This window comes from Lichenifustis flavocetrariae (genome assembly GCF_026130545.1).
GTDB lineage: Bacteria > Pseudomonadota > Alphaproteobacteria > Rhizobiales > Beijerinckiaceae > Lichenihabitans > Lichenihabitans flavocetrariae.
This window is the reverse complement of sequence record NZ_JAMOIM010000029.1, coordinates 26,210-46,636: the sequence shown is the minus strand read 5'-3', so window position 1 is coordinate 46,636 and position 20,427 is coordinate 26,210. Positions and strand designations below refer to the sequence as shown.

Genomic DNA, 20,427 nt, shown 5'->3' with positions numbered 1-20,427 from the left:
GTTGGTCAGGCCTCGCTTAGCGGCATGGCGCCGCGGGTGAGGGCCTGAGTGGCGGGCATGCGCTGGGCACCCTCCCGACGGCAAATCTCGCCGGCCGTTCTGCGGGCCGCGAAGGCGCTGCCGCAGACGAACCGGAGCATGGGGCCGAAGCTCGCAGCGGCAGGCGTGCCCACAACGTGGAGACCCTTGACGCGCGTCTCAAAGGCAGAGTTGAGCCGCAACGATTTGCCATCCTGCTGCAGGTCGGCACGCAGCGACGCGTCGAGGAGCGTCAGCCGGTCGATATCCACATCGTAGCCCGTCGCCGCGATCACGTGATCGACCGCGAGTGTCGTTGTGCCACCGGAGGCTGCGTTCATCGTGAGCGTAACTTGGTCGCCCGTGACTTCGGCCCGCGTCAAATGCGTGCTGAGGCGCAGGTCCACATGGTCGCGGACGATGTCGCGGACCGACCAGGCAGGGGAGGGACCGAGATAGCGGGCCACGATATCGAGCCGGACGCGCTGTGGCAGCGCGTGGAACAGATCGGGCCATTTGCAGCAGAGCTGCTTCTTCCAGCCCGGTCCCAGCGGGGTCAACGGTGCCAGGAAGCGGTCTCGGAAGCCGTTCGGTGCGTAGAAGCGGACCTCCGGGCGATGCGTGATGGCAACCGCCGTCGCGCCTGAGCGGTGCAGCGCGGCGGCGGCGTCCATCGCCGAGGCCCCGCCGCCGATCACCGCGACCTTGCATCCGCGAAAGCGCTCCATGTCGCCTTGATCGCCGCTATGTGTGACGCGGTCGGACGGCAGATCGGACAACAGCTGGGGCGAGGTCCTTGCGTAGGGGCGAATGCCCGTGGCCAGCACCACGTGGCGTGCCTCGACGGTTTCTCCCGTCGCCAGCGTAAGGGCCAAGCCATGATCCCCGCGGGCGATGTGGCGGACCTCGGTCTCTTCCAGTTGCGGCACGAACCGCTTCTGGAACGTTTCGCCATAGCCCGCGAAGACCTCGACCGGGACCGGCCATCCCGTGGCCTGGTAGGGAATCGATTGGTCGCGGCAATGCGCTTCGAGCGTGTAGCTTCCACTCGGGTCGGAAAGGTTCATGGCGAACCCCTCCGATTTAAGCACCATCCCGTTCGGCATGAAGGATCGCCATGTCTGCATGGCATCTCCAAAGATCCGCGGCCTCAAACCGGCGCCCGCAAGATGCGCTGCGACCGACAGCCCATAGGGGCCTGCACCTACAATCGCGACGGGGGTGGATGATCGCATGGCGCGGGGTCCGGAGATTGCCGAAAGGACAGCAAAGCTCCAAGACGGGCGGGTTGCAAACGGGTTCGGAAAACAGGCTCAAGGGCTGGTTGATGCGATCGATGCAAATGGCGTTAAACTGTGTTCACCATGCCGCTTCAACCTAGATGCCGGCACAATGGCGAGCGGATTGCAATCGCTCGCGGCGGTTTTGGTTACCTAAACCTTAAGATTGGTGAGATCGACGGAAGCGTCGTTTTGGGACCTTGGGGCAATCCGCATCTGTCGCCCGTCATATCAAGCCACCGGGTTGCGCCCCTCCCAAGCGCCGAAAGCCAGGAAATGCTGCAGCGGATCCACGCCAGCCGCCGCAACGTCGGGATTGGCGGTCTCGTAGCCGTGCGTGCTGAAAGCCGCGGATGGGTTTCGCCCCTCGTGCCACCCCGATGCTTCGTAATGGGTCAAGGGATCGACGCCAGCCGCAGCCACATCAGGATTTTGGGCGAGGTAGTAGTCCGTGTTGAAATAGGCGTCCGGGTTCCGGCCTTCATGCCAGCCTAAGGTACTGTAGTGCTGGTACGCGAAAGCATCCGGGTTTCCGGATGCCATGGCGGCGCGTGCCACGTCGGGATTCGCGAGCAGATAATAGTGCGGATCGAAGTCGCCGATCTCGTCGCCATGCCCTATGGCAGGCAAAGCCGTGCGCCCTTCCGCTTCGCCGAACGAGAGATAATGGCTGAGGGGATCGATGCCTGCCGCGGCCACATCGGGGTTTCGTTGCTCGTAGAGGATCGTGGAAAACTCTGCGGAAGGATCGCGCCCTTCCTTCCAGCCTGACTGGTCATAATGCTGGACCGGATTGACGCCGGCTCTTGCGACATCCGTATTGGTGTCGAGATATCCGTTCGTCGAGAATAGCGGATCTGGGTCTCGGCCTTCGTGCCACCCGGAGCCATTGTAATGAGCCACGGCCGAAACGCCCGCGTTTTCGACATCCGGATTGTTCAGGAGATAATAGGGGACATCGATCAAAGGTGATGGAAAGTCATCCGCATTGACCCAACCCCGGATCAGGCTCGCCGCCGCGGACGTGATTTGGGAATCATATCCGTTCGTGCCGTCGCCCGAGGAGACCACGCCGATGACCGTGGCCGCGCCGTTCTGGTCGTACCAAAGTGGACTGCCGCTCGATCCCGACCCGGTGTCTACCCCGTCGAAAAGGCTGTAGGTCGGATCCTTGCTGACGATTTCGTTGATGGTCGTCTGCGCACCTGCCGCGCTTGCCGGATAGCCGCTGACGTTGACATAGCCGCCCGGCACGTTGACGCCGAGTTGCATGGTGCCGGCCGCGACCGGGCGGCTGAGGTGGATGACGGCATAGTCCGACTGCGAGTCGGCGAGGCCGATGAGATCGTTGGCGTCGTTGACGGCATTGTAATGAAAATTCGTGCCTTCCAGGACGCCGTAAGGCTCGCTACCCTGATTGTAGCCGGGAGCGACCAGGACCGAGCTCGCCGTGCCAACCCCAGCCTCATAGACAACGTGCGAGGCCGTCAGCAATTCATCCGGAGAAATGAGAACGCCCGAGGCTTCGTAGGTTTGGCCGCCGATCTCGTCCTGCACCAGGGCGACGGTCGAATAGGGATATTCGGAGGTATAGGGCATCTGGCGCACCATAGCGTCGAACGTCATGCTTCTGATTATTGGGCGAGAATCTCGCCTAACAAGTTCACCCGGCCGGTCGACAGGGGTGAGAGTTTAAGGAGATCGCAGGCCGAGAGATCCCCGCAGGCACTAGTGCAGGCAGGCCAGCCATTGGTCGGCCGAAGCGGCCCGGGCCATGACGGTCGCGGTCAGATTGCGCTGCAGGCGATTCGGATGAGCCGGGTTGCGCAACAATGGGTTGGGCAGCGCGGTCGCGAGCAGCGCGGCTTCACGCGGGGTCAATTGGCTCGCGGCTTTCTTGAAATGAGCGCGGGCGGCCGCCTCCGCGCCAAAGATGCCGTCGCCCCACTCGGCGATATTCAGATAGGCCTGCAGGATCTCGCGCTTGCTCCAGATTTTTTCGAGCCCCAGCGCGGTCGGGATTTCCAATCCCTTGCGGATGTAGGACCGCCCCGGCCAAAGGAAGAGGTTTTTGGCGGTTTGCATCGTAATGGTCGAGGCTCCGCGCGAGGGGCCATCCGGGTCGTGCAGAACGCTGTCGATACTGTCCCAGTCTACACCGTGGTGGGCGCAGAACTGTCCATCCTCCGACATGACGACCGCGGCGATGAGGTTCTCCGAAATACCGGACAACGGCACCCACCGGCGGTCCACCGGCTCTCCACGGAGAAACCGGACGGCCATCAAATTAGAAATCGGTGGGCGGTCGCTGTCGTAGATCACCGTCGCCGCGATCAAACAGGCCAGGAGGATCACGAGGGCCAGACAAAGCCGCAGAAGCAACCGCAATCGCCGGAACACGCCAATCCCGTTTCGAGCTGCCGGTCATACCGGTCTTGCTCCCGACCATTGCCGGTTCCGCGCAGGAAGTCGAGGTTGCGTTCGAGCCGGGCCGCGACTGGACTTCGCTCCAACGCGGTCCACGACAAACCCGCACTTGCACGTGGGCCTCCGTCTTCCGAGCCGCGCGCAAAGGCCGGCCGGCCTCGTTCAATGAACTGCGGACGCCCCTGATCGAAGCTTGCTTCAGTGGCGCTGCAGCACCGCGTAGAGTCCGCGGGTCGGCACGCCGGCTTCCAGCCGGATATCGTCCTTGATCAAATCCAGCACCATGAAGTCCGAGGCCGCGAGCCTCGCGAGGTAATCTGGCGTGTGTGCGAAGCGTCCGGATGGCAGCAAGGTGAAGTCTGCGTCTTTTCCAATTTCGAGGGTTAGCGCGAGGAGCCCTCCGGACACCAAACTGCGAGCCGCGGCGGCGAGCAGTGGCGAGAGATCGCCGAAATAGATCAAAACATCAGCGGCAAAAATCAGATCGAACCGGGCTTCGCTTCGGGTCAGGAATTCAACGATTTCCGATTTGACGAGTTGGGTGTAGCGCCCCTTCTTTTCGGCCTCCGCCAACATGCCGGAAGAGAGGTCGACCCCGATCAGCACGGGGCCACCTGAGGAGAGAGCCTCGGCGGCGAGGCCGGTGCCGCATCCAAGGTCCAAGATGCACGAGAAGCGGGTCCGATGCTGGCGGACGCGGTCGAACAGCACGGTCGGCCCGATGTAGTGAAGTGCCTTCACCAACCTCTCATCGAATTGCGGGGCGAAGCGGTCGAAGTAGCTCTCGATATAGTCTGCAGGTGCCGCCGTGACCGCGGTCCCGCTCACGGCATCGAGCAAATAGCGGCGGACGGGGTCGTCAGGTTGTTCTGCGAGTCGAATCCGGCCAAGCTCCGCCGCGGCTTCAAGGTGGCCGCTGGCGCTAAGGACCGAAAAGGCATCACGAATGATCAGTGTCATGTCTTCTGGGTCACCGTCTGCCAGCGTCGGATAGTTCAAGAGCGCTTGCGCAACACTCCCTTCGATCATGGCCTGGAAGGTGAGCGCCCGGGCTCGCTTGCGTTTGCTTTCCGGGTCGAGCGGCCCCAAACGTGCCGCCGCATCGAAGGCTTGGGCGCTTCCCTCGAAGTCTGACCGGATGAAGAGCACGTGGCCGAGGCAGGCCTGGACAAGCCCGTTCTCCGGGTCGCGATCGGCGGCGATCGAGAGCGCGTGCTGGGCCTTTTCAAAAGCTTTCTGCTTGAAGTGCAGAAGCCCGAGACCGAAGTGCGCGGCGGCAATCGTCGCATCGAGGGCGATGGTGCGACGATAAGCGGCTTCGGCCGCGGCGGGATCATGGCGTCGGTCGCAGATCCCAGCCAGGATGAGCCAGGATTGGGCACTTTGGGGATCGAGCAGGAGCGACCTTCTGATCGCCGAATCCGCCGCGTCGATGTTCGCGGACGCGTTGTAGACGCTTGCGAGGTCACGCCACATGTCGGAGCTTTGCGGCTGGAGCGACAATGCCGCGAGAAGAGCCTCGATCGACGAGCCAAGTCGGCCCATCTGCCATTGCGTCAAACCGACATGGCGCAACGCCACGGCCGCATCCGCAAGCTCGTCGACGAGCGCACCGAATTCGGGCGACCTCTCGCGCAAGTGACCCACGAGAGCGAGGCTGGCTTCGGCGGTGGGAAGTTCAACGTTCGTCATGGCAAACCCGGTGACTCCCCGGTTTCGCGACGTGAGTCCCCCCGCTCCGGTGTCCGTTCTTCTACGTTCCGGGCGTCCCCGAAGTTACCGAGTGTCGATGAAACAATCGCAAGCACGGCCGCACCGAGGTTGCGCATGTCCCGGGCGATTGCTCCCGTTTCATCGAAGGAAGGAGACTGCGATCGGCGATTGGGCATTGTCTTGACGCCTCGCCTGTGAAGACCTGCTGCGCGAAGCTGACGCTTCTTTCATGTGAAATTGGTTGTTACATAGGCAGGTGGCCTTTGGCATCGCGCATACCAAATGGCTGTCGATCCCGAGGTGGGTATGCCCGTCGTTTTTGATCTGTTGCAACGAGACACCCGCGCGAAGCTCGATGGGCCGCGCCATCCCGAGAAGGCGCACCGGCCCGATCAGCCTGTGTTGAAAAAGCCGGACTGGATCCGGGTCAAGGCGCCGGGGAAGCCCGGCTATGCCGAGACGCAGGCGATTGTCCGTCAGCACGGGCTTGTGACCGTCTGCGAGGAGGCGGGCTGCCCCAATATCGGTGAGTGCTGGGACAAGAAGCACGCCACCTTCATGATCATGGGGGATACCTGCACGCGCGCCTGCGCGTTCTGCAATGTGCGCACCGGAATGCCTGGCGCGCTCGATGCGGACGAGCCCGCCAGGGTCGGCGATGCGGTCGCGAAGCTCGGGCTCGGCCATGTGGTGGTCACATCGGTCGACCGTGACGACTTGGCGGATGGCGGAGCCGAGCATTTCGCTCGGACGATCCGAGCCATTCGCGACGCGGCGCCCACGACCACCATCGAGGTGCTGACGCCGGACTTTCTTCGCAAGCCGGGTGCGCTGGAAAAGGTGGTTGAAGCCAAGCCCGATGTGTTCAATCACAATCTGGAAACCGTGCCGTCGCTCTATCTCACGGTTCGGCCCGGCGCCCGCTATTTCCATTCGATCCGCCTGCTGCAGCGAGTCAAGGAGCTCGACGCGACGATCTTCACCAAATCCGGGATCATGGTCGGACTTGGCGAAGAGCGAAACGACGTGCTGCAATTGATGGACGACCTTCGGACTGCCGAGGTCGATTTCCTGACAATTGGCCAATATCTGCAGCCGACCAAAAAACATCATCCGGTGATCAGGTTCGTGACGCCGGAGGAATTCGGCAGCTATGCATCGATCGCGACCGCGAAGGGATTTTTGCTCGTTTCGGCGTCGCCCCTGACACGGTCATCGCATCATGCCGGAGAGGATTTCGCCCGACTGAAAGCCGCGCGGCTCGAAAGAGCGCGCTTCTGATCAGCAGCGCCGCGGGATCAGGCGGCGCGCGTTTGAGCTTCGGGCGCTTCTTCGACCTTCTGAGGCAGCCGCGCAAAGACATCCAGCAAGGCGCGGTCGGCTATGAGGGCCATGCGCTCTTTGCGTTTCAGCCATTGTGCGGCTTCCTCGGCGGTCCGGGCTTCGCCGAGTTTGACGGCCGCCAGAGCGTGGTCGACCTCGATCTGTCCTCTTGGGCGCGGCTTGCCGTCGGGCAGGTAGGCATCATGCGCTTCCCGTAGGCGTGGGTCCGCGTGCAGAGCCGCAAGGCCGTCGGCGCCATCGAACCCACTGCGACTCAATTCGCGTGCGAGCGTGTTGGCCCGCACTGCGATCGGCGGCGGCAGCTTCTCTTCCGGGGTCTGCAGAAGGCCGAGGCGACGCAGTCCCAGACCGATGAAGAGTTGACCGCTTGCCCAGGACAACAGGATAGCCAGCAGAAGCCCGGCGATAGTTGGCGACATCCAGGCCACGAGGGACGGCGAAATCGCCAGACCGGCCACCAGCGACACTAGACCGAGCACCACATGCGACCGGTGCCGGCGCACGATATCGGCAAAAGGGATCGACCCATCGTCGCGGCGTTGCGGATTCCATCCCGTGTCGCGGCCGAAGACGATCTGCATGACCGAGCCTGATTGGATCAGCATCATGATGGGCGCAAAGAGAGCCGACATCACGACTTCCACCAGCGCGGAGATCACGAGCCGGATCGCGCCGCCACAGGCACGCCGCGTGACGCCATCGAAGAGTGCGAGCAGCAGGCCGAAAAGTTTCGGGGCGAGGAGAACCGCCATGGTTACGCCGAAGAGGTTCAGGGCCCGCTGTGCGTCGAAGCGCGGCCAAGCCGGGAACAAGGTGAATTCCTGCGTGAAATATTCCGGCCGGATATAGGCGGCCTGCAGCACAAGCACGATGCCGACCAACAATTGCATCATCCAAAGTGGCGACGATACGTAACCCATGATGCCGGTGGCAAAATGCTGTCGCGACGCGAGATGGAACCCCGAGGCGAACATCACCCGAATGTGCTGAAGGTTCCCCTGGCACCACCGCCGATCGCGGGTGCCGACGTCGATGAGCGAGGGTGGGCTTTCCTCAAAACTGCCGCCGAGGGTCGGCAGCATGTAAACCGCGTATCCGGCCCTGCGGATCATGGCGGCCTCGACGAAATCATGACTGAGGATGTGACCACCGAATGGCGGTTTCCCTTTAAGATCGGGCAAGCCGCAATGGGCCGCGAAGGCAGCCGTGCGGATGATCGCGTTATGGCCCCAGTAATTGCCGTCCCGTCCCATCCAGAGCGAAAGGCCCGAGGCAATGACGGGACCGTAGATCCGCGCGGCGAACTGCTGCAATCGCGCGAACAGCGTATTGCGGTTGATGATCAGTGGAAGCGTCTGGATAATGCCGGCATCGGGGTCCGCTTCCATCGCGGCCGCAAGGCTCACCATCGAATGCGCGGTCATCAGGCTGTCGGCGTCGAGAACCAGCATATGGTCGTAGGCGCCACCCCACCGGGTCACGAAGTCCGCGATATTGCCGGCCTTGCGGCTCGAATTCTTGGAACGATGCCGGTAAAAGACATTGACGCCGTCACCCACGCGGTCGCGCATGGCCAGAAAAGCGCGTTCCTCGGCCACCCAGGCATCCGGATCCGTCGTGTCCGACAGGAAGAAATAATCGAAGGCGTCCCCGAGCCCTGTCGCCTGCACGTCTTCGATCATGGCTTGCAGGGCGCCGAAAACCCGTGCCGTGTCTTCGTTGTAGATCGGCATGACGACGGCCGTCCGGGCAGACAATCGCGCAGGCAGTTCCGGTGCCTTCGGGGCGCGCACCATGAGCCACACGAAACCCGCGATGGCGCTCGTGAAGGCCAGGGCGATCCAAGAGAAATTCGCTGTGAACAGGATCAGCAGGATCCATTTCAGCAGGGTCACGCCGCCAACGTTGACCACGCGGTACATTTCTTCGATGCCATAAAGCGTCAGCAGCAGGGCGCCGCCGAACACCCACAATCGTGGCAAAACGGTGGTCGATGAGGATCGGGCTGGAACCCTCCGTTGTGCCGTGTCGTAACGCCGCAGCGATTGCACCGGCATTGCGAGGGTGGATTCAGGCGGCATCGCGGGTCGGATCGTGTACGACGCGCCGAACGGCGTGGCTTCGGCTGACCGTTCGACACTCATGCTGTCCATCGGTAGAGCCATGTTTCGCTGACAGGTTTGCCGTTTTGCTCGAGCACAAGACGCATTTCCGCCAAGCCCTCACTCCCGGGATCAAGCTCGAACAGGACGCGACAGGTTTTTCGTTCCTTGGAATAAAAAGTCTGGGTGGAGGTAATCGTTCCGACACTGGCTGAAAGCATCTGCTTCAGATTGGCCCAGGATTGATCGTTCGCAAAAATATCGCCGGTGAACTCGACAATGAACCGACGTCGCTTGCCTGTCGCGCCCTTCCCGCCGCGAGTCGTCGTGACGATGGCAAGAGGCGGTCGCGTCGGCGGCGACCAGCACCAGAATTGCCGGTACGCGAAGACAGTCTGGGCGCCGGGTTGCACGGGGGCCTTTGGCCGCCAGAAGCAAATGATATTGTCGTTCACCTCTGAATCGGTTGGGATCTCGACCAGCTGAACGCTGCCCTCACCCCAATCGCCGATCGGCTCGATCCACAGCGAGGGACGAAGTTCCCAATGCTGGTCATCATCCTGGTAGTGTGCAAAGCCGCGCTCGCGCTGCAGGAGCCCGAATCCACCCGGATTTGTGTCGACGAAGGCGGAGACCTGAAGGGTTTCGCGGTTCGATGCCGGACGCCAGATCCACTCGCCCTTGCCGTTCAGCATCTGCAGGCCGGAGGAGTCACAGACGGCGGACCGGACGTCGTCGATATTGCGCCGGTCGATCGCATTGAACAGGAACATGGCGGTCGTTCCGCCAAGGCCGTAATTGTCCACGGCGGCTCGGGCGAAGAGCGTGCATTCGGTGTCTACGATCGTGACGTCGCCTGGCCGCAGCGTGAACCGGTAGGCACCGGTCATCGTCTCGGAATCGATCAAAGCATGCACCACGAGCGCCGGCGTCGCCATCGACGGCCGCTCGATCCAGACGGTCCGGATAAACGGAAAGTCCTCGCCCTTGGGATCTGCCGTCCGGATCGAAAGGGCACGTGAGACGAGGCCGAAGCGCTGGCCTCGCGCGACAGCCCGCATGAACGTGGCGCCCTGGAACAGCGCCACCTCGAACGGAGGATCATTGTCGTGGGTTTGGAGCACGCGAAAGCCCGAGAGGCTGATCGGGGTCGTGGGGGCGGGCGCCTGGAGCTTGCCGAAATCGAAGGCGCTTGCCGTCAGCACGACCGGCTTCGCTACGCCATCCTCGACGACGTTCAGGGCGACCGGCGTTGTGAAGATGAACCCACGCGCCAAGGGCTCGATCGCGAAGCCCACATTGTCCTTCGCCCAGATGGCCGCATCCCTGTGCAGCGTCAGCCCGATATATTGGTCATAGGTCAGGTTGGCGAAGGGAGCCGGCACGTCGGTCGAGGGTGCCTTGTGCGGCTGCTTGGCCAGCAGACGTGCTTCCTCGACCACGGCGGCGGCGCTGAAAGGCGCCGGTGGCGCGGAAGCCGGAGATGGCGCCGGCTGTTGCGCCGATGCGGGATCGTCGAGGATCGCCAGGGCACTGACGCCGGTTGCGGCCCATACCAAAAAGTCGCGACGAGGGATCATGAACCGGGTGGAACGCCAGAGAACGCGGGGCCGCAGGGTTAACTCGCTTCTATACGGAAATTGCTGCATCAGCGAGGCCTTTCGCCGTGCCGCGTGCGGTTGCACAAGATTGGCCGATGACTCATGGTGCGGTTGCAACAATCGACCTGGCCGCCGGCCGCTTCAGGGGTTTTCTGATCATGACCGATCTGCCGTCGCGCCGCTGCCTTGCCGTCGTCCTGGCGGCCGGCGAGGGCACGCGGATGCGCTCCGCGATCCCCAAAGTGCTGCATGCCGTCGCGGGTCGGTCGATGTTGGGCCACGTCCTGGCCGCGGTTGCGGACGTGGGTGTCGATGGGGTCGCGGTCGTGATCGGGCCGGGTCGGCACGATGTGGCGCAGGCGGCCGTGAAAGCGTGCCCTACCGCGCGGATCTTCGTCCAAGCCGAGCGTCGTGGGACCGCCCATGCCGTGCTGGCCGCCCGGGATGCCCTCGACGAAGGGTACGATGACGTTTTGGTGCTCTATGCCGACGTTCCCCTGATCGAGGCCGACACACTGCGGCGCATGCGGTCGGCTTTGGCCGAGGGGGCCGCTGTCGTGGCTTTGGGGTTCGAAGCTGCGGACCCGACTGGCTATGGCCGTCTCATCACCCAGGAGGGAGCCCTCACGGCCATCCGGGAGCACAAGGATGCAAATGCGGCCGAACGGGCTGTGACGCTTTGCAATTCCGGTCTGATGGCCATCGACGGTCGCAAGGCCCTCGATCTGCTCGGCCGGGTTCGTCCCCATAACGCGCAGGGCGAGTTCTATCTCACCGATGCGGTGGAGATCGCATGTGCGGACGGCGAGCGCTGCGCGGCTCCGATCGCGAGCGAGGCCGAGGTGATGGGGGTCAATGACCGGGTGCAATTGGCCGCCGCCGAAGCCGTGGCGCAGATCCGACTGCGTGAGGCCGCCATGCGGGCCGGCGTCACCATGCAGGCCCCTGACACCGTACACCTCTCCTTCGACACGCGGCTCGGCCGCGATATCGTGATCGAGCCGCATGTTGTGATCGGTCCAGGAGTGGCGGTGGCGGATGGTGCCGTGCTGCACAGCTTCTCGCATCTCGAAGGCGCGACCGTCGCCGCAGGGGCGAATGTCGGCCCTTATGCGCGGCTGCGTCCCGGCGCGAAACTCGCCGCCGGCGCCAAAGTCGGCAATTTCGTCGAGATCAAGAATGCCGATGTGGGCGAGGGAGCCAAAATCAGTCACCTCAGCTACATCGGCGATGCTTCGGTCGGGGCAGGGGCGAATATCGGTGCCGGCACCATCACGTGCAATTACGACGGCTTCAACAAGGCTCACACGGCCATCGGCGCGGGAGCTTTCATTGGATCGAACTCCGCCCTTGTGGCCCCCGTCACGATCGGGGCAGGGGCTTTCGTGGGGTCTGGCTCAGTGATCACCGACGACGTGCCGGCAGACGCGTTGGCTTTGGCACGCGGACGGCAATTCGTTAAGGAAGGCTGGGCCAAGGATTTTCGGGCGGCGCGCGCCAAACCGAAGTGAGCCTTCGGGTCGGGAGAAGAAGATGTGCGGCATCGTTGGCATTCTCGGGACCAGACCGGTCGCGGCACAGATCGTCGACGCCCTCAAGCGGCTCGAGTACCGGGGCTATGATTCGGCCGGCGTGGCAACGCTGGAGTCGGGCCGGCTGACCCGCCGGCGCGCCGAAGGCAAGCTCCGCAATCTCGAAGTTCTTCTCTCCGAAGCGCCGCTGAGGGGCGCCATCGGCATCGGCCACACCCGTTGGGCGACGCATGGGCGGCCGAACGAGACCAACGCCCACCCGCACGCCACTGAGCGCCTCGCCGTGGTCCATAACGGGATCATCGAGAATTTCCGGGAGCTCCGTGAAGAGCTCACCGCCAAGGGGCGCGTCTTCGCCACGGAAACCGACAGCGAGGTCGTGGCCCATCTGGTCACCGACCTGATGGATGAGGGGAAGGCCCCGATCGACGCGGTCGCGGCGGCTCTCCCGCGCCTCAAAGGCGCCTTTGCGCTGGCGTTCCTGTTTGCCGGCGACGACGACCTCCTGATCGGTGCGCGTCGTGGGGCGCCCCTGGCCGTGGGGCATGGCGATGGCGAGATGTTCCTTGGCTCGGACGCCCTCGCGCTCGCGCCTTTTACCGACGAGATCACCTACCTCGAAGACGGCGATTGGGTCGTGCTCCGGCACAACGGCGCGAGCTTCCGCAACGAAGCAGGCCAGATCGTCGCGCGGCAGAAGCAGAAGACGGCGGCGAGCGCGCTGCTGATCGACAAGGGCAACTACCGTCATTTCATGGCCAAGGAGATCCACGAGCAGGCCGAAGTGGTCGGCCGCACGCTCGCCCATTACGTCGATCCGGCGGCCCTCAGCGTGCAACTGCCTTTCGTGTTTCCGTTCGACCCGGTCAAACTCGACCGGATCACGATCCTGGCCTGCGGCACTGCCTATGTGGCGGGCCTCACTGCCAAATATTGGTTCGAAAGCTTCTGCCGCATCCCGGTCGAGATCGATGTGGCATCCGAATTCCGCTATCGCGAAGCACCCATGCGGGCGGGCGGGCTGACGATCGTCGTTTCGCAATCGGGTGAGACGGCCGACACGCTGGCATCCTTGCGTTACGCGCGGCAGAACCGGCAGTGCATCGTGGGCGTCGTCAATGTGCCAACCTCGACCATGGCACGCGAAAGCGACATCCTGGCGCCGACGCTTGCGGGCCCCGAGATCGGCGTGGCTTCGACCAAGGCCTTCACGTGCCAGCTCGCGGTGCTGGCCTGCATCGCCGTGGGCCTCGGCCGGGCGATGGGCACGCTCGATCGGGAGCGTGAGCGCAGCCTCGTGGGCGAACTCATGGCGCTGCCGGGCCTCATCGTCGAAGCGACCAAGCGGGAGCACGAGATCGAGCACCTCGCCCGCACCCTGTCGCATGCCCGAGATGTGTTATATCTCGGCCGCGGCACCAGCTTTCCGCTCGCCCTCGAAGGCGCCTTGAAGCTCAAGGAATTGAGCTACATCCATGCCGAGGGCTATGCGGCCGGTGAGTTGAAGCATGGGCCCATCGCGCTGATCGACGAGGACATGCCGGTCGTCGTCATCGCGCCCCCCGATGCCGTGTTCGAGAAGACCGTGTCCAATCTCCAGGAGGTGTCGGCCCGGGGCGGGCGCATCATCCTGATCGGCGATGCGGGTGCGGCCGAAGCGGCCTCGGTTCATGTCGAGGCGGCCGTCGCCATGCCGCCCATGGCCCCGACCTTCACGCCGATCGTCTATGCGGTGCCGGTGCAACTCCTCGCCTATCATGTGGCGGTCGTCCTGGGGAAAGACGCCGACCAGCCTCGCAACCTCGCGAAGTCCGTGACGGTCGAATAGGCGAGCCGCGCGCCTCGACGAGGCGCCGGCGATGATCGACAAATTCGAATATTTGCTGGCGCTGTCCCGCGAGAGGCACTTCGGGCGTGCGGCAGAGTCCTGCGGGGTCACGCAGCCGACGCTGTCGGCGGGGCTGAAGTCGCTAGAGGAAGCTCTCGGCGTGCTGATCGTGAACCGGGCGTCACGGTTCCAAGGCTTCACGCCGGAAGGCGAGCGCGTGCTCGCCTGGGCTCGGCGGATCGTCGCCGACACGCAGGCAATGCGTCAGGACATCGGCTCGCTCAAACGCGGGCTGACCGGGCATCTGCGCCTCGCAGTAATTCCGACAGCCCTGCCGGTGGTGGCGCGCTTGACGGTTCCTTTCCAGGCCAAGCACCCGGACGTGCAGTTTTCGATCCTTTCCACGACATCGGACCGGATCCGCCAGCTCTTGCAAGATTTGGAGATCGATGCCGGGATCACCTATCTCGACAACGAGGCGCTGGGCCCGATGCGGACCGTCCCGCTCTATGCGGAACGCTACCGTCTTGTCACGTCCCTCGACGGTCCGTTCGCGGGCCGCGTTTCCGTGACCTGGGCGGAGGCCGGGCAGGTTCCGCTCTGCCTCCTCACCCCGGACATGCAGAACCGCCGGATCATCGACGACACGTTGCGGGCCTGCGGACGCGAGCCCGTGCCAACCCTTGTCTCGAACTCGACCATCGTCCTCGTTTCACATGTCAAGACAGGACGTTGGTCGACGATCCTGCCGCCCATCCTTGCCGAGAGCCTCGGCCATGCCGAACCGATCCGTGCCATCCCGATCACGGACCCGGACATCGCCCATGCGGTGGGGCTCGTGGTCTTGCGGCGGGAGCCGGCCACGCCGCTGGTCACGGCGCTTGTGGCCGAAAGTCGGGCAGCTGCACCGGCTCTGATGAAAACCTACACTTAATAGAATTTCTCTATCGCAACACGCGAGCATCCTCTTGATGTCGCGACGCGATCCGTGCCTCTTCCTTAGACCTGCTCTCATCTGGACGGCTTATGTCGCACGAAAGCTGGGCGCCTGAACGCGCCGCCGAGGTCATAGCCGCGCATGTCTCCCTCGACGGTGCAACGCTTCCGATCCTGCATGCGCTTCAGCACACATTCGGATATGTGCCGACGGACGCTGTCCCGATGATTGCCGAAGCCCTGAACCTGTCCCGTGCCGAAGTTCACGGGGTCCTCACCTTCTACCATGATTTCCGGCGCGAGCCGGCCGGACGCCACGTGGTGCGACTATGCCGGGCGGAGGCCTGCCAGGCAGTGGGCGCGGTTGCGGTCGCCAACCACGCCAAGGCACGGCTCGGCATCGACTGGCATGGGACGACGGACGACGGACGCTTCACGCTCGAACCCGTATTCTGCCTTGGCCTTTGCGCCTGTGGGCCGGCGGCGCTGATCGACGGCGAGCCGGTGGCCGGGCTCGATCCGGCCGCGCTCGACCTCTGTCTGGAGGCCTGCGCGTGACCCGGATCTACATCCCGGCCGACGCGCAGGCCGTCGCGCTTGCAGCCGATCGGGTTGCGGCCGCATTCGAGCAGCGGGCGCAAGGTCGCGATGTGACGATCGTCCGCACGGGCTCGCGCGGCCTGTTCTGGCTCGAACCGATGGTCGAGGTGGAAACGAAGGACGGGCGCGTGGCCTATGGGCCTGTGAAGCCGGGCGATGTCGGTGGCCTGCTGGAAGCCGGTGTGCTCGAAGGCGGTCCGCACCGCCTCCGTCTGGGCGATCCGGCAGCGATCCCCTATCTGGCGCGGCAGACGCGGCTCACCTTCGCGCGGTGCGGCATCGTCGATCCAGTGTCGGTCGAGGATTATGTCGCGCAGGTCGGCTATCGGGGTCTTAGCCAGGCGCTGTCCATCGAGCCGGTCGAGATCGTCGACATCGTCAAGGCCTCTGGCCTGCGAGGCCGGGGCGGAGCGGGGTTTCCAACCGGGATCAAATGGTCCACCGTGCAGCTCGCGGAGGCCGATCAGAAATACATCGTCTGCAACGCGGACGAAGGTGACAGCGGCACCTTTGCCGATCGCATGCTGATGGAAGGCGATCCTTTCGCGCTGATCGAAGGCATGACCATCGCGGGTCTCGCGGTCGGGGCCACGAAGGGTTTCATCTATATCCGTTCGGAATATCCGCATGCCATCCGGACGATGGATCGTGCCATCGCAACTGCCACTGCGGCCGGGTATCTCGGGCCATCCGTGGCGCAATCGGGTCGGGCTTTCACGATCGAGACCCGCACGGGAGCAGGCGCCTACATCTGCGGTGAGGAAACGGCGCTGCTCGACAGCCTGGAAGGCAAGCGCGGCATGGTACGGGCTAAGCCGCCGTTGCCCGCCATGAAGGGCCTGTTCGGCAAGCCGACCGTCGTGAACAACGTCCTGTCGCTCGCGACCGTGCCATGGATCCTCGATCACGGGGCGCAGGCCTATGCCGACTTCGGCATGGGCCGATCGCGCGGCACACTGCCGTTCCAACTCGCCGGTAACGTCAAACGGGGTGGGCTGATCGAGCTCGCCTTCGGGACGACGTTGCGTGAGGTCGTCGAAGAGTTCGGTGGCGGCACCCGCTCCGGCCGCCCCGTGCGGGCCGTGCAGGTGGGTGGGCCGCTCGGCGCCTATTTTCCGCAAAACCTTCTTGATACGCCGCTCGATTACGAGGCCTTCGCGGCCCAGAAGGGGCTGCTGGGCCATGGTGGCATCGTCGTATTCGACGACACGGTCGATCTCGCCGAACAGGCCCGTTTCGCATTCGAGTTCTGTGCCAAGGAAAGCTGCGGAAAGTGCACGCCGTGCCGCATCGGCTCAACGCGCGGCGTCGAAACGGTCGACCGCATCCTGGCGGGGATCGAGCGAGAAAAGAATCTCGACGTTTTGGTGGACCTCTGCGAGGTCATGACCGATGGCTCGCTCTGCGCGATGGGGGGGCTGACGCCCGTGCCGGTGCTGAGCGCCTTGACGCATTTTCCTGAAGATTTCCGGCGGTCGCCCGCGCGCGCCGCGGCAGAGTAGGGCCCATTATGGCTTTGATCCAGGAACTCGACACCGGAACCCCGATCCGCGTCGCCGACAGCATGGTGACGCTGACCATCGACGGCGAGGCCGTGAGCGTGCCGGCCGGCACCTCCGTCATGGCGGCGGCGTCGCTGATGGGCACGAAGATCCCCAAGCTCTGCGCGACGGACTCGCTCGAACCCTTCGGCTCCTGCCGGCTGTGCCTCGTCGAGATCGAGGGGCGACGCGGCACACCCGCCTCCTGCACCACGGTCGCCGAACCCGGCATGGCGGTGCGGACCCAGACCCCAAAACTCGCCAAGCTGCGGCGCGGCGTGATGGAACTCTATATTTCCGATCACCCGCTGACCTGTCTCACCTGTTCGGCGAACGGGGATTGCGAGTTGCAGGACATGGCGGGCGCGGTCGGCCTGCGCGAGGTGCGCTACGGCTACGCCGGCGAGAACCACCTCGATGCGCCGACCGACGCGTCCAACCCCTATTTCACCTTCGAATCCTCGAAATGCATCGTCTGCAACCGCTGCGTGCGGGCCTGCGAGGAAGTGCAGGGCACGTTCGCGCTGACCATCGACGGGCGCGGCTTCGCATCGAAAGTCTCGCCCGGCGGCACGGATTTCTTCGGCTCCGAATGCGTGTCCTGCGGGGCCTGCGTGCAGGCCTGCCCGACCGCGACCCTCAATGAGAAGTCCGTCATCGTCATGGGCAAGCCGGAGCATTCGGCGGTGACGACCTGCGCCTATTGCGGCGTGGGCTGTTCGTTCAAGGCCGAGATGCAGGGCGACAAGGTCGTCCGCATGGTGCCCTTCAAGCACGGCAAGGCGAACGATGGCCATTCCTGCGTCAAGGGCCGCTTCGCCTATGGCTATGCGACCCACAAGGATCGCATCACCAAGCCGATGATCCGCGAGAAGATCACCGATCCCTGGCGCGAGGTGACCTGGCCGGAGGCCATCGAGCGTGCGGCCTCCGAGTTCAAACGCATCCAGGCGAGCTATGGGCGCGAGGCCGTCGGGGGCATCACCTCGTCGCGCTGCACCAACGAGGAAAGCTATCTCGTCCAGAAGCTGATCCGGGCCGGGTTCGGCAACAACAACGTCGACACCTGCGCCCGCGTCTGCCACTCGCCGACCGGCTACGGGCTGAAAGTCACGGTCGGGACCTCGGCCGGCACGCAGGATTTTGCGTCCGTCGCCGAGTCCGATGTCATCCTGGTGATCGGGGCTAACCCCACCGATGGTCATCCGGTGTTCGGCTCGCGCATGAAGAAGCGGCTGCGTGCCGGGGCGAAGCTCATTGTGGCCGACCCGCGCCGGACCGATATCGTGCGTTCGCCTCATGTCGAGGCCGATTACCACCTTCAGTTGATGCCGGGCACCAATGTGGCGCTGATCAACGCGCTGGCCCATGTCGTGGTCACCGAAGGACTGATCGACGAGGACTATGTCCGCGCCCGCTGCGACCTGCGCGACTTCGAGGTCTGGGCGCGATTCGTGGCCGAGGCCCGCAATTCGCCCGAGGCGAGCGAGGATCTCACCGGTGTGCCGGCCGCCGACATGCGCGCCGCGGCGCGCCTCTACGCGACGGGCGGCAAAGCGGCGATCTATTACGGCCTGGGTGTCACGGAGCATAGCCAGGGCTCGACCATGGTGATGGGCATGGCGAACCTTGCCATGGCGACCGGCAATATCGGGCGGCCCGGCGTCGGCGTGAATCCATTGCGTGGCCAGAACAATGTGCAGGGCGCCTGCGACATGGGTTCGTTCCCACATGAACTGCCGGGCTATCGCCACGTGTCGGACGACGCGACGCGCGAGATGTTCGAAAGCCTATGGGGCGTGCCTCTGCAGAACGAGCCGGGCCTGCGCATTCCCAACATGCTCGACGAAGCCGTGCAGGGCCGCTTCAAGGGCATCTACATCCAGGGCGAGGATCCGGCGCAATCCGATCCCGACACCCAGCATGTGACGGCGGGCCTGCGCGCCATGGAATGCGTGGTGGTGCAGGATCTCTTCCTCAACGAGACGGCCAAATACGCCCACGTCTTCCTGCCGGGCGCATCGTTCCTGGAGAAGGACGGCACCTTCACCAATGCCGAGCGCCGCATCAGCCGCGTCCGCAAGGTCATGCCGCCGCTCGCAGGCTATGCCGATTGGGAGGTCACCTGCCTGTTGTCGGAAGCGCTCGGCTATCCCATGCGCTACGCTCATCCGGCCGACATCATGGATGAGGTTGCGCGCCTGACGCCGACCTTCGCGGGCGTGTCCTACGCCAAGCTTGATGAGCTCGGCTCCATCCAATGGCCCTGCAATGAAGCGGCGCCGAACGGCACGCCGATGATGCATGTCGACCGTTTCGTCCGCGGCCTCGGCAAGTTCATGATCACCGAATTCGTCCCGACGGAAGAACGCACCGGCGCGCGGTTCCCGTTGATCCTGACCACCGGCCGCATCCTGTCGCAATACAATGTCGGGGCGCAGACCCGGCGCACGGAGAACTCGCGCTGGCATGAGGAGGATGTGCTGGAGATCCATCCCTTCGACGCCGAGGTGCGCGGCATCGTGGAGGGCGATCTCGTGTCGCTGGAGAGCCGGTCGGGCGATATCTCCATCAAGGCCCGGATCAGCGAACGCATGCAGCCGGGGGTCGTCTATACGACCTTCCACCATGCCAAGACCGGCGCCAACGTGATCACCACCGACTATTCCGACTGGGCCACCAACTGCCCGGAATACAAGGTGACGGCCGTGCAGGTGCGGCGGACCAACCGCCCTTCCGACTGGCAGGCGAAGTTCTATGAGGAGGATTTCAGCCTGACCCGGATCGCGGCGGCCCGCCTCGATGCGGCCGAGTAGAGCCATGGACGCCGGAGCCAAGCTCGACCATATGGCGAACCAGATCGCCACCTTCTTCCGCTCCTACCCGGAGGCCGAGGCGGTGGCGGGCGTGCACGATCACATCGTGTCGTTCTGGTCGCCGGTGATGCGCCGCGACCTCATGGCGCGGGCCGAGACACGTGTCGGGAACCTCGACCCGCTGGTGGTTGCGGCTCTTCACACGTTATCGACTCGAAAAAGCCCGGCTCAAAGAGAGGCTGCAGGACCAAGCGAAGTGGGCGAGATCGGCGCGAGCGACGCGGGTTAGTCGCCGGGCTTTCAAGTTTGCGCACGACAATACGGTGCAAGTTCGCGGATCCGCGTTCCTTAACGGGAAATGAATCTTGCCCTGTAGTCTGTTTGCACCATGCCAGCCTGCGCCGTCTATGCGACGTTCCGTCTTGTTTCAGATGCTCATTTCATCACCCGGATCCCCGCCACCCGGAAGGATGGCGGGGATTTTTTCATCCGCGCAGTCAGCTGCTTACTGAGTTGCCGTCGTGGATTGCTGTTGCGCCTGGGCGGTTTGTTGCTGGGTCTCGGCCGCGGCCTGCTGGTCGTGGAACGCACAGGCCAGGGTCGGAGCCGCCGTGGCGGCGACAAGACCCAAGCCAAGGACGATGGTGGCAATTTTCGAGCGCATCTTCGACACTCCTGCGATCCCCTCG

Annotated in this window: 15 protein-coding genes; 8 read left to right on the top strand and 7 right to left on the bottom strand. The window is 64.1% G+C overall.

Annotation, left to right across the window (positions count from 1 at the left end):
• Positions 1 to 5: 5 nt before the first annotated feature.
• The 4 genes from M8523_RS27100 to M8523_RS27085 form a co-directional block, all read right to left on the bottom strand.
• Complete coding sequence (locus tag M8523_RS27100) at positions 6 to 1,253, bottom strand: FAD-dependent oxidoreductase (protein ID WP_282588006.1); 1,248 nt, start codon at positions 1,251 to 1,253, stop codon at positions 6 to 8.
• Between the two features lie 276 nt (positions 1,254 to 1,529).
• Positions 1,530 to 2,924, bottom strand: coding sequence for a trypsin-like serine peptidase (locus tag M8523_RS27095; RefSeq protein ID WP_282588005.1), 1,395 nt, complete (start codon positions 2,922 to 2,924; stop codon positions 1,530 to 1,532).
• A 102-nt stretch (positions 2,925 to 3,026) separates the two neighbouring features.
• Positions 3,027 to 3,698, bottom strand: coding sequence for a monofunctional biosynthetic peptidoglycan transglycosylase (gene mtgA / locus M8523_RS27090; protein ID WP_428351397.1), 672 nt, complete (start codon positions 3,696 to 3,698; stop codon positions 3,027 to 3,029).
• A gap of 225 nt (positions 3,699 to 3,923) precedes the next feature.
• Positions 3,924 to 5,417 (bottom strand): methyltransferase domain-containing protein, encoded by a 1,494-nt coding sequence (locus tag M8523_RS27085; protein WP_282588004.1) that lies wholly within the window; start codon positions 5,415 to 5,417, stop codon positions 3,924 to 3,926.
• Positions 5,418 to 5,744: 327 nt separating this feature from the next.
• On the opposite strand from M8523_RS27085, the gene lipA reads away from it, so the two are divergent.
• Complete coding sequence (gene lipA, locus M8523_RS27080; RefSeq protein ID WP_282588003.1) at positions 5,745 to 6,719, top strand: lipoyl synthase; 975 nt, start codon at positions 5,745 to 5,747, stop codon at positions 6,717 to 6,719.
• Between the two features lie 17 nt (positions 6,720 to 6,736).
• Here lipA and mdoH read toward each other — a convergent pair whose 3' ends face one another.
• Together mdoH and M8523_RS27070 are read right to left on the bottom strand one after the other, a co-directional pair.
• Positions 6,737 to 8,926, bottom strand: coding sequence for a glucans biosynthesis glucosyltransferase MdoH (gene mdoH / locus M8523_RS27075; RefSeq protein ID WP_428351394.1), 2,190 nt, complete (start codon positions 8,924 to 8,926; stop codon positions 6,737 to 6,739).
• Positions 8,923 to 10,533, bottom strand: a complete 1,611-nt coding sequence (locus tag M8523_RS27070; protein ID WP_282588001.1) for an OpgD/OpgG family glucan biosynthesis protein — start codon at positions 10,531 to 10,533, stop codon at positions 8,923 to 8,925. Before M8523_RS27070 ends, mdoH begins: the two co-directional genes overlap by 4 nt.
• Before the next feature lie 110 nt (positions 10,534 to 10,643).
• Here M8523_RS27070 and glmU point away from each other — a divergent pair, with 110 nt between their 5' ends.
• The 7 genes from glmU (at position 10,644) to M8523_RS27035 (ending at position 20,027) form a co-directional block, all read left to right on the top strand.
• Positions 10,644 to 11,996: a bifunctional UDP-N-acetylglucosamine diphosphorylase/glucosamine-1-phosphate N-acetyltransferase GlmU gene (gene glmU, locus M8523_RS27065; protein ID WP_282588018.1), complete on the top strand. Its 1,353-nt coding sequence runs from the start codon at positions 10,644 to 10,646 to the stop codon at positions 11,994 to 11,996.
• Between the two features lie 22 nt (positions 11,997 to 12,018).
• The gene (glmS, locus tag M8523_RS27060; RefSeq protein ID WP_282588000.1) at positions 12,019 to 13,845 is read left to right on the top strand and encodes a glutamine--fructose-6-phosphate transaminase (isomerizing); all 1,827 of its coding nucleotides are present in this window, start codon (positions 12,019 to 12,021) and stop codon (positions 13,843 to 13,845) included.
• 31 nt (positions 13,846 to 13,876) lie between these two features.
• Positions 13,877 to 14,779, top strand: a complete 903-nt coding sequence (locus M8523_RS27055) for a LysR family transcriptional regulator (RefSeq protein ID WP_282587999.1) — start codon at positions 13,877 to 13,879, stop codon at positions 14,777 to 14,779.
• Positions 14,780 to 14,871: 92 nt separating this feature from the next.
• Positions 14,872 to 15,339 carry a formate dehydrogenase subunit gamma gene (locus M8523_RS27050; protein WP_282587998.1) on the top strand — a complete coding sequence of 156 codons (468 nt, stop codon included), beginning with the start codon at positions 14,872 to 14,874 and terminating at the stop codon, positions 15,337 to 15,339.
• Positions 15,336 to 16,883, top strand: a complete 1,548-nt coding sequence (locus M8523_RS27045) for an NADH-ubiquinone oxidoreductase-F iron-sulfur binding region domain-containing protein (protein WP_428351391.1) — start codon at positions 15,336 to 15,338, stop codon at positions 16,881 to 16,883. Before M8523_RS27050 ends, M8523_RS27045 begins: the two co-directional genes overlap by 4 nt.
• A gap of 8 nt (positions 16,884 to 16,891) precedes the next feature.
• Positions 16,892 to 19,738, top strand: a complete 2,847-nt coding sequence (fdhF, locus tag M8523_RS27040) for a formate dehydrogenase subunit alpha (RefSeq protein WP_282587997.1) — start codon at positions 16,892 to 16,894, stop codon at positions 19,736 to 19,738.
• 4 nt (positions 19,739 to 19,742) lie between these two features.
• Positions 19,743 to 20,027 (top strand): formate dehydrogenase subunit delta, encoded by a 285-nt coding sequence (locus tag M8523_RS27035; protein WP_282587996.1) that lies wholly within the window; start codon positions 19,743 to 19,745, stop codon positions 20,025 to 20,027.
• A 216-nt stretch (positions 20,028 to 20,243) separates the two neighbouring features.
• Here the strand turns inward: M8523_RS27035 and M8523_RS27030 are convergent, their stop codons facing one another.
• Positions 20,244 to 20,402 (bottom strand): hypothetical protein, encoded by a 159-nt coding sequence (locus tag M8523_RS27030; RefSeq protein ID WP_282587995.1) that lies wholly within the window; start codon positions 20,400 to 20,402, stop codon positions 20,244 to 20,246.
• Positions 20,403 to 20,427 lie beyond the last annotated feature (25 nt).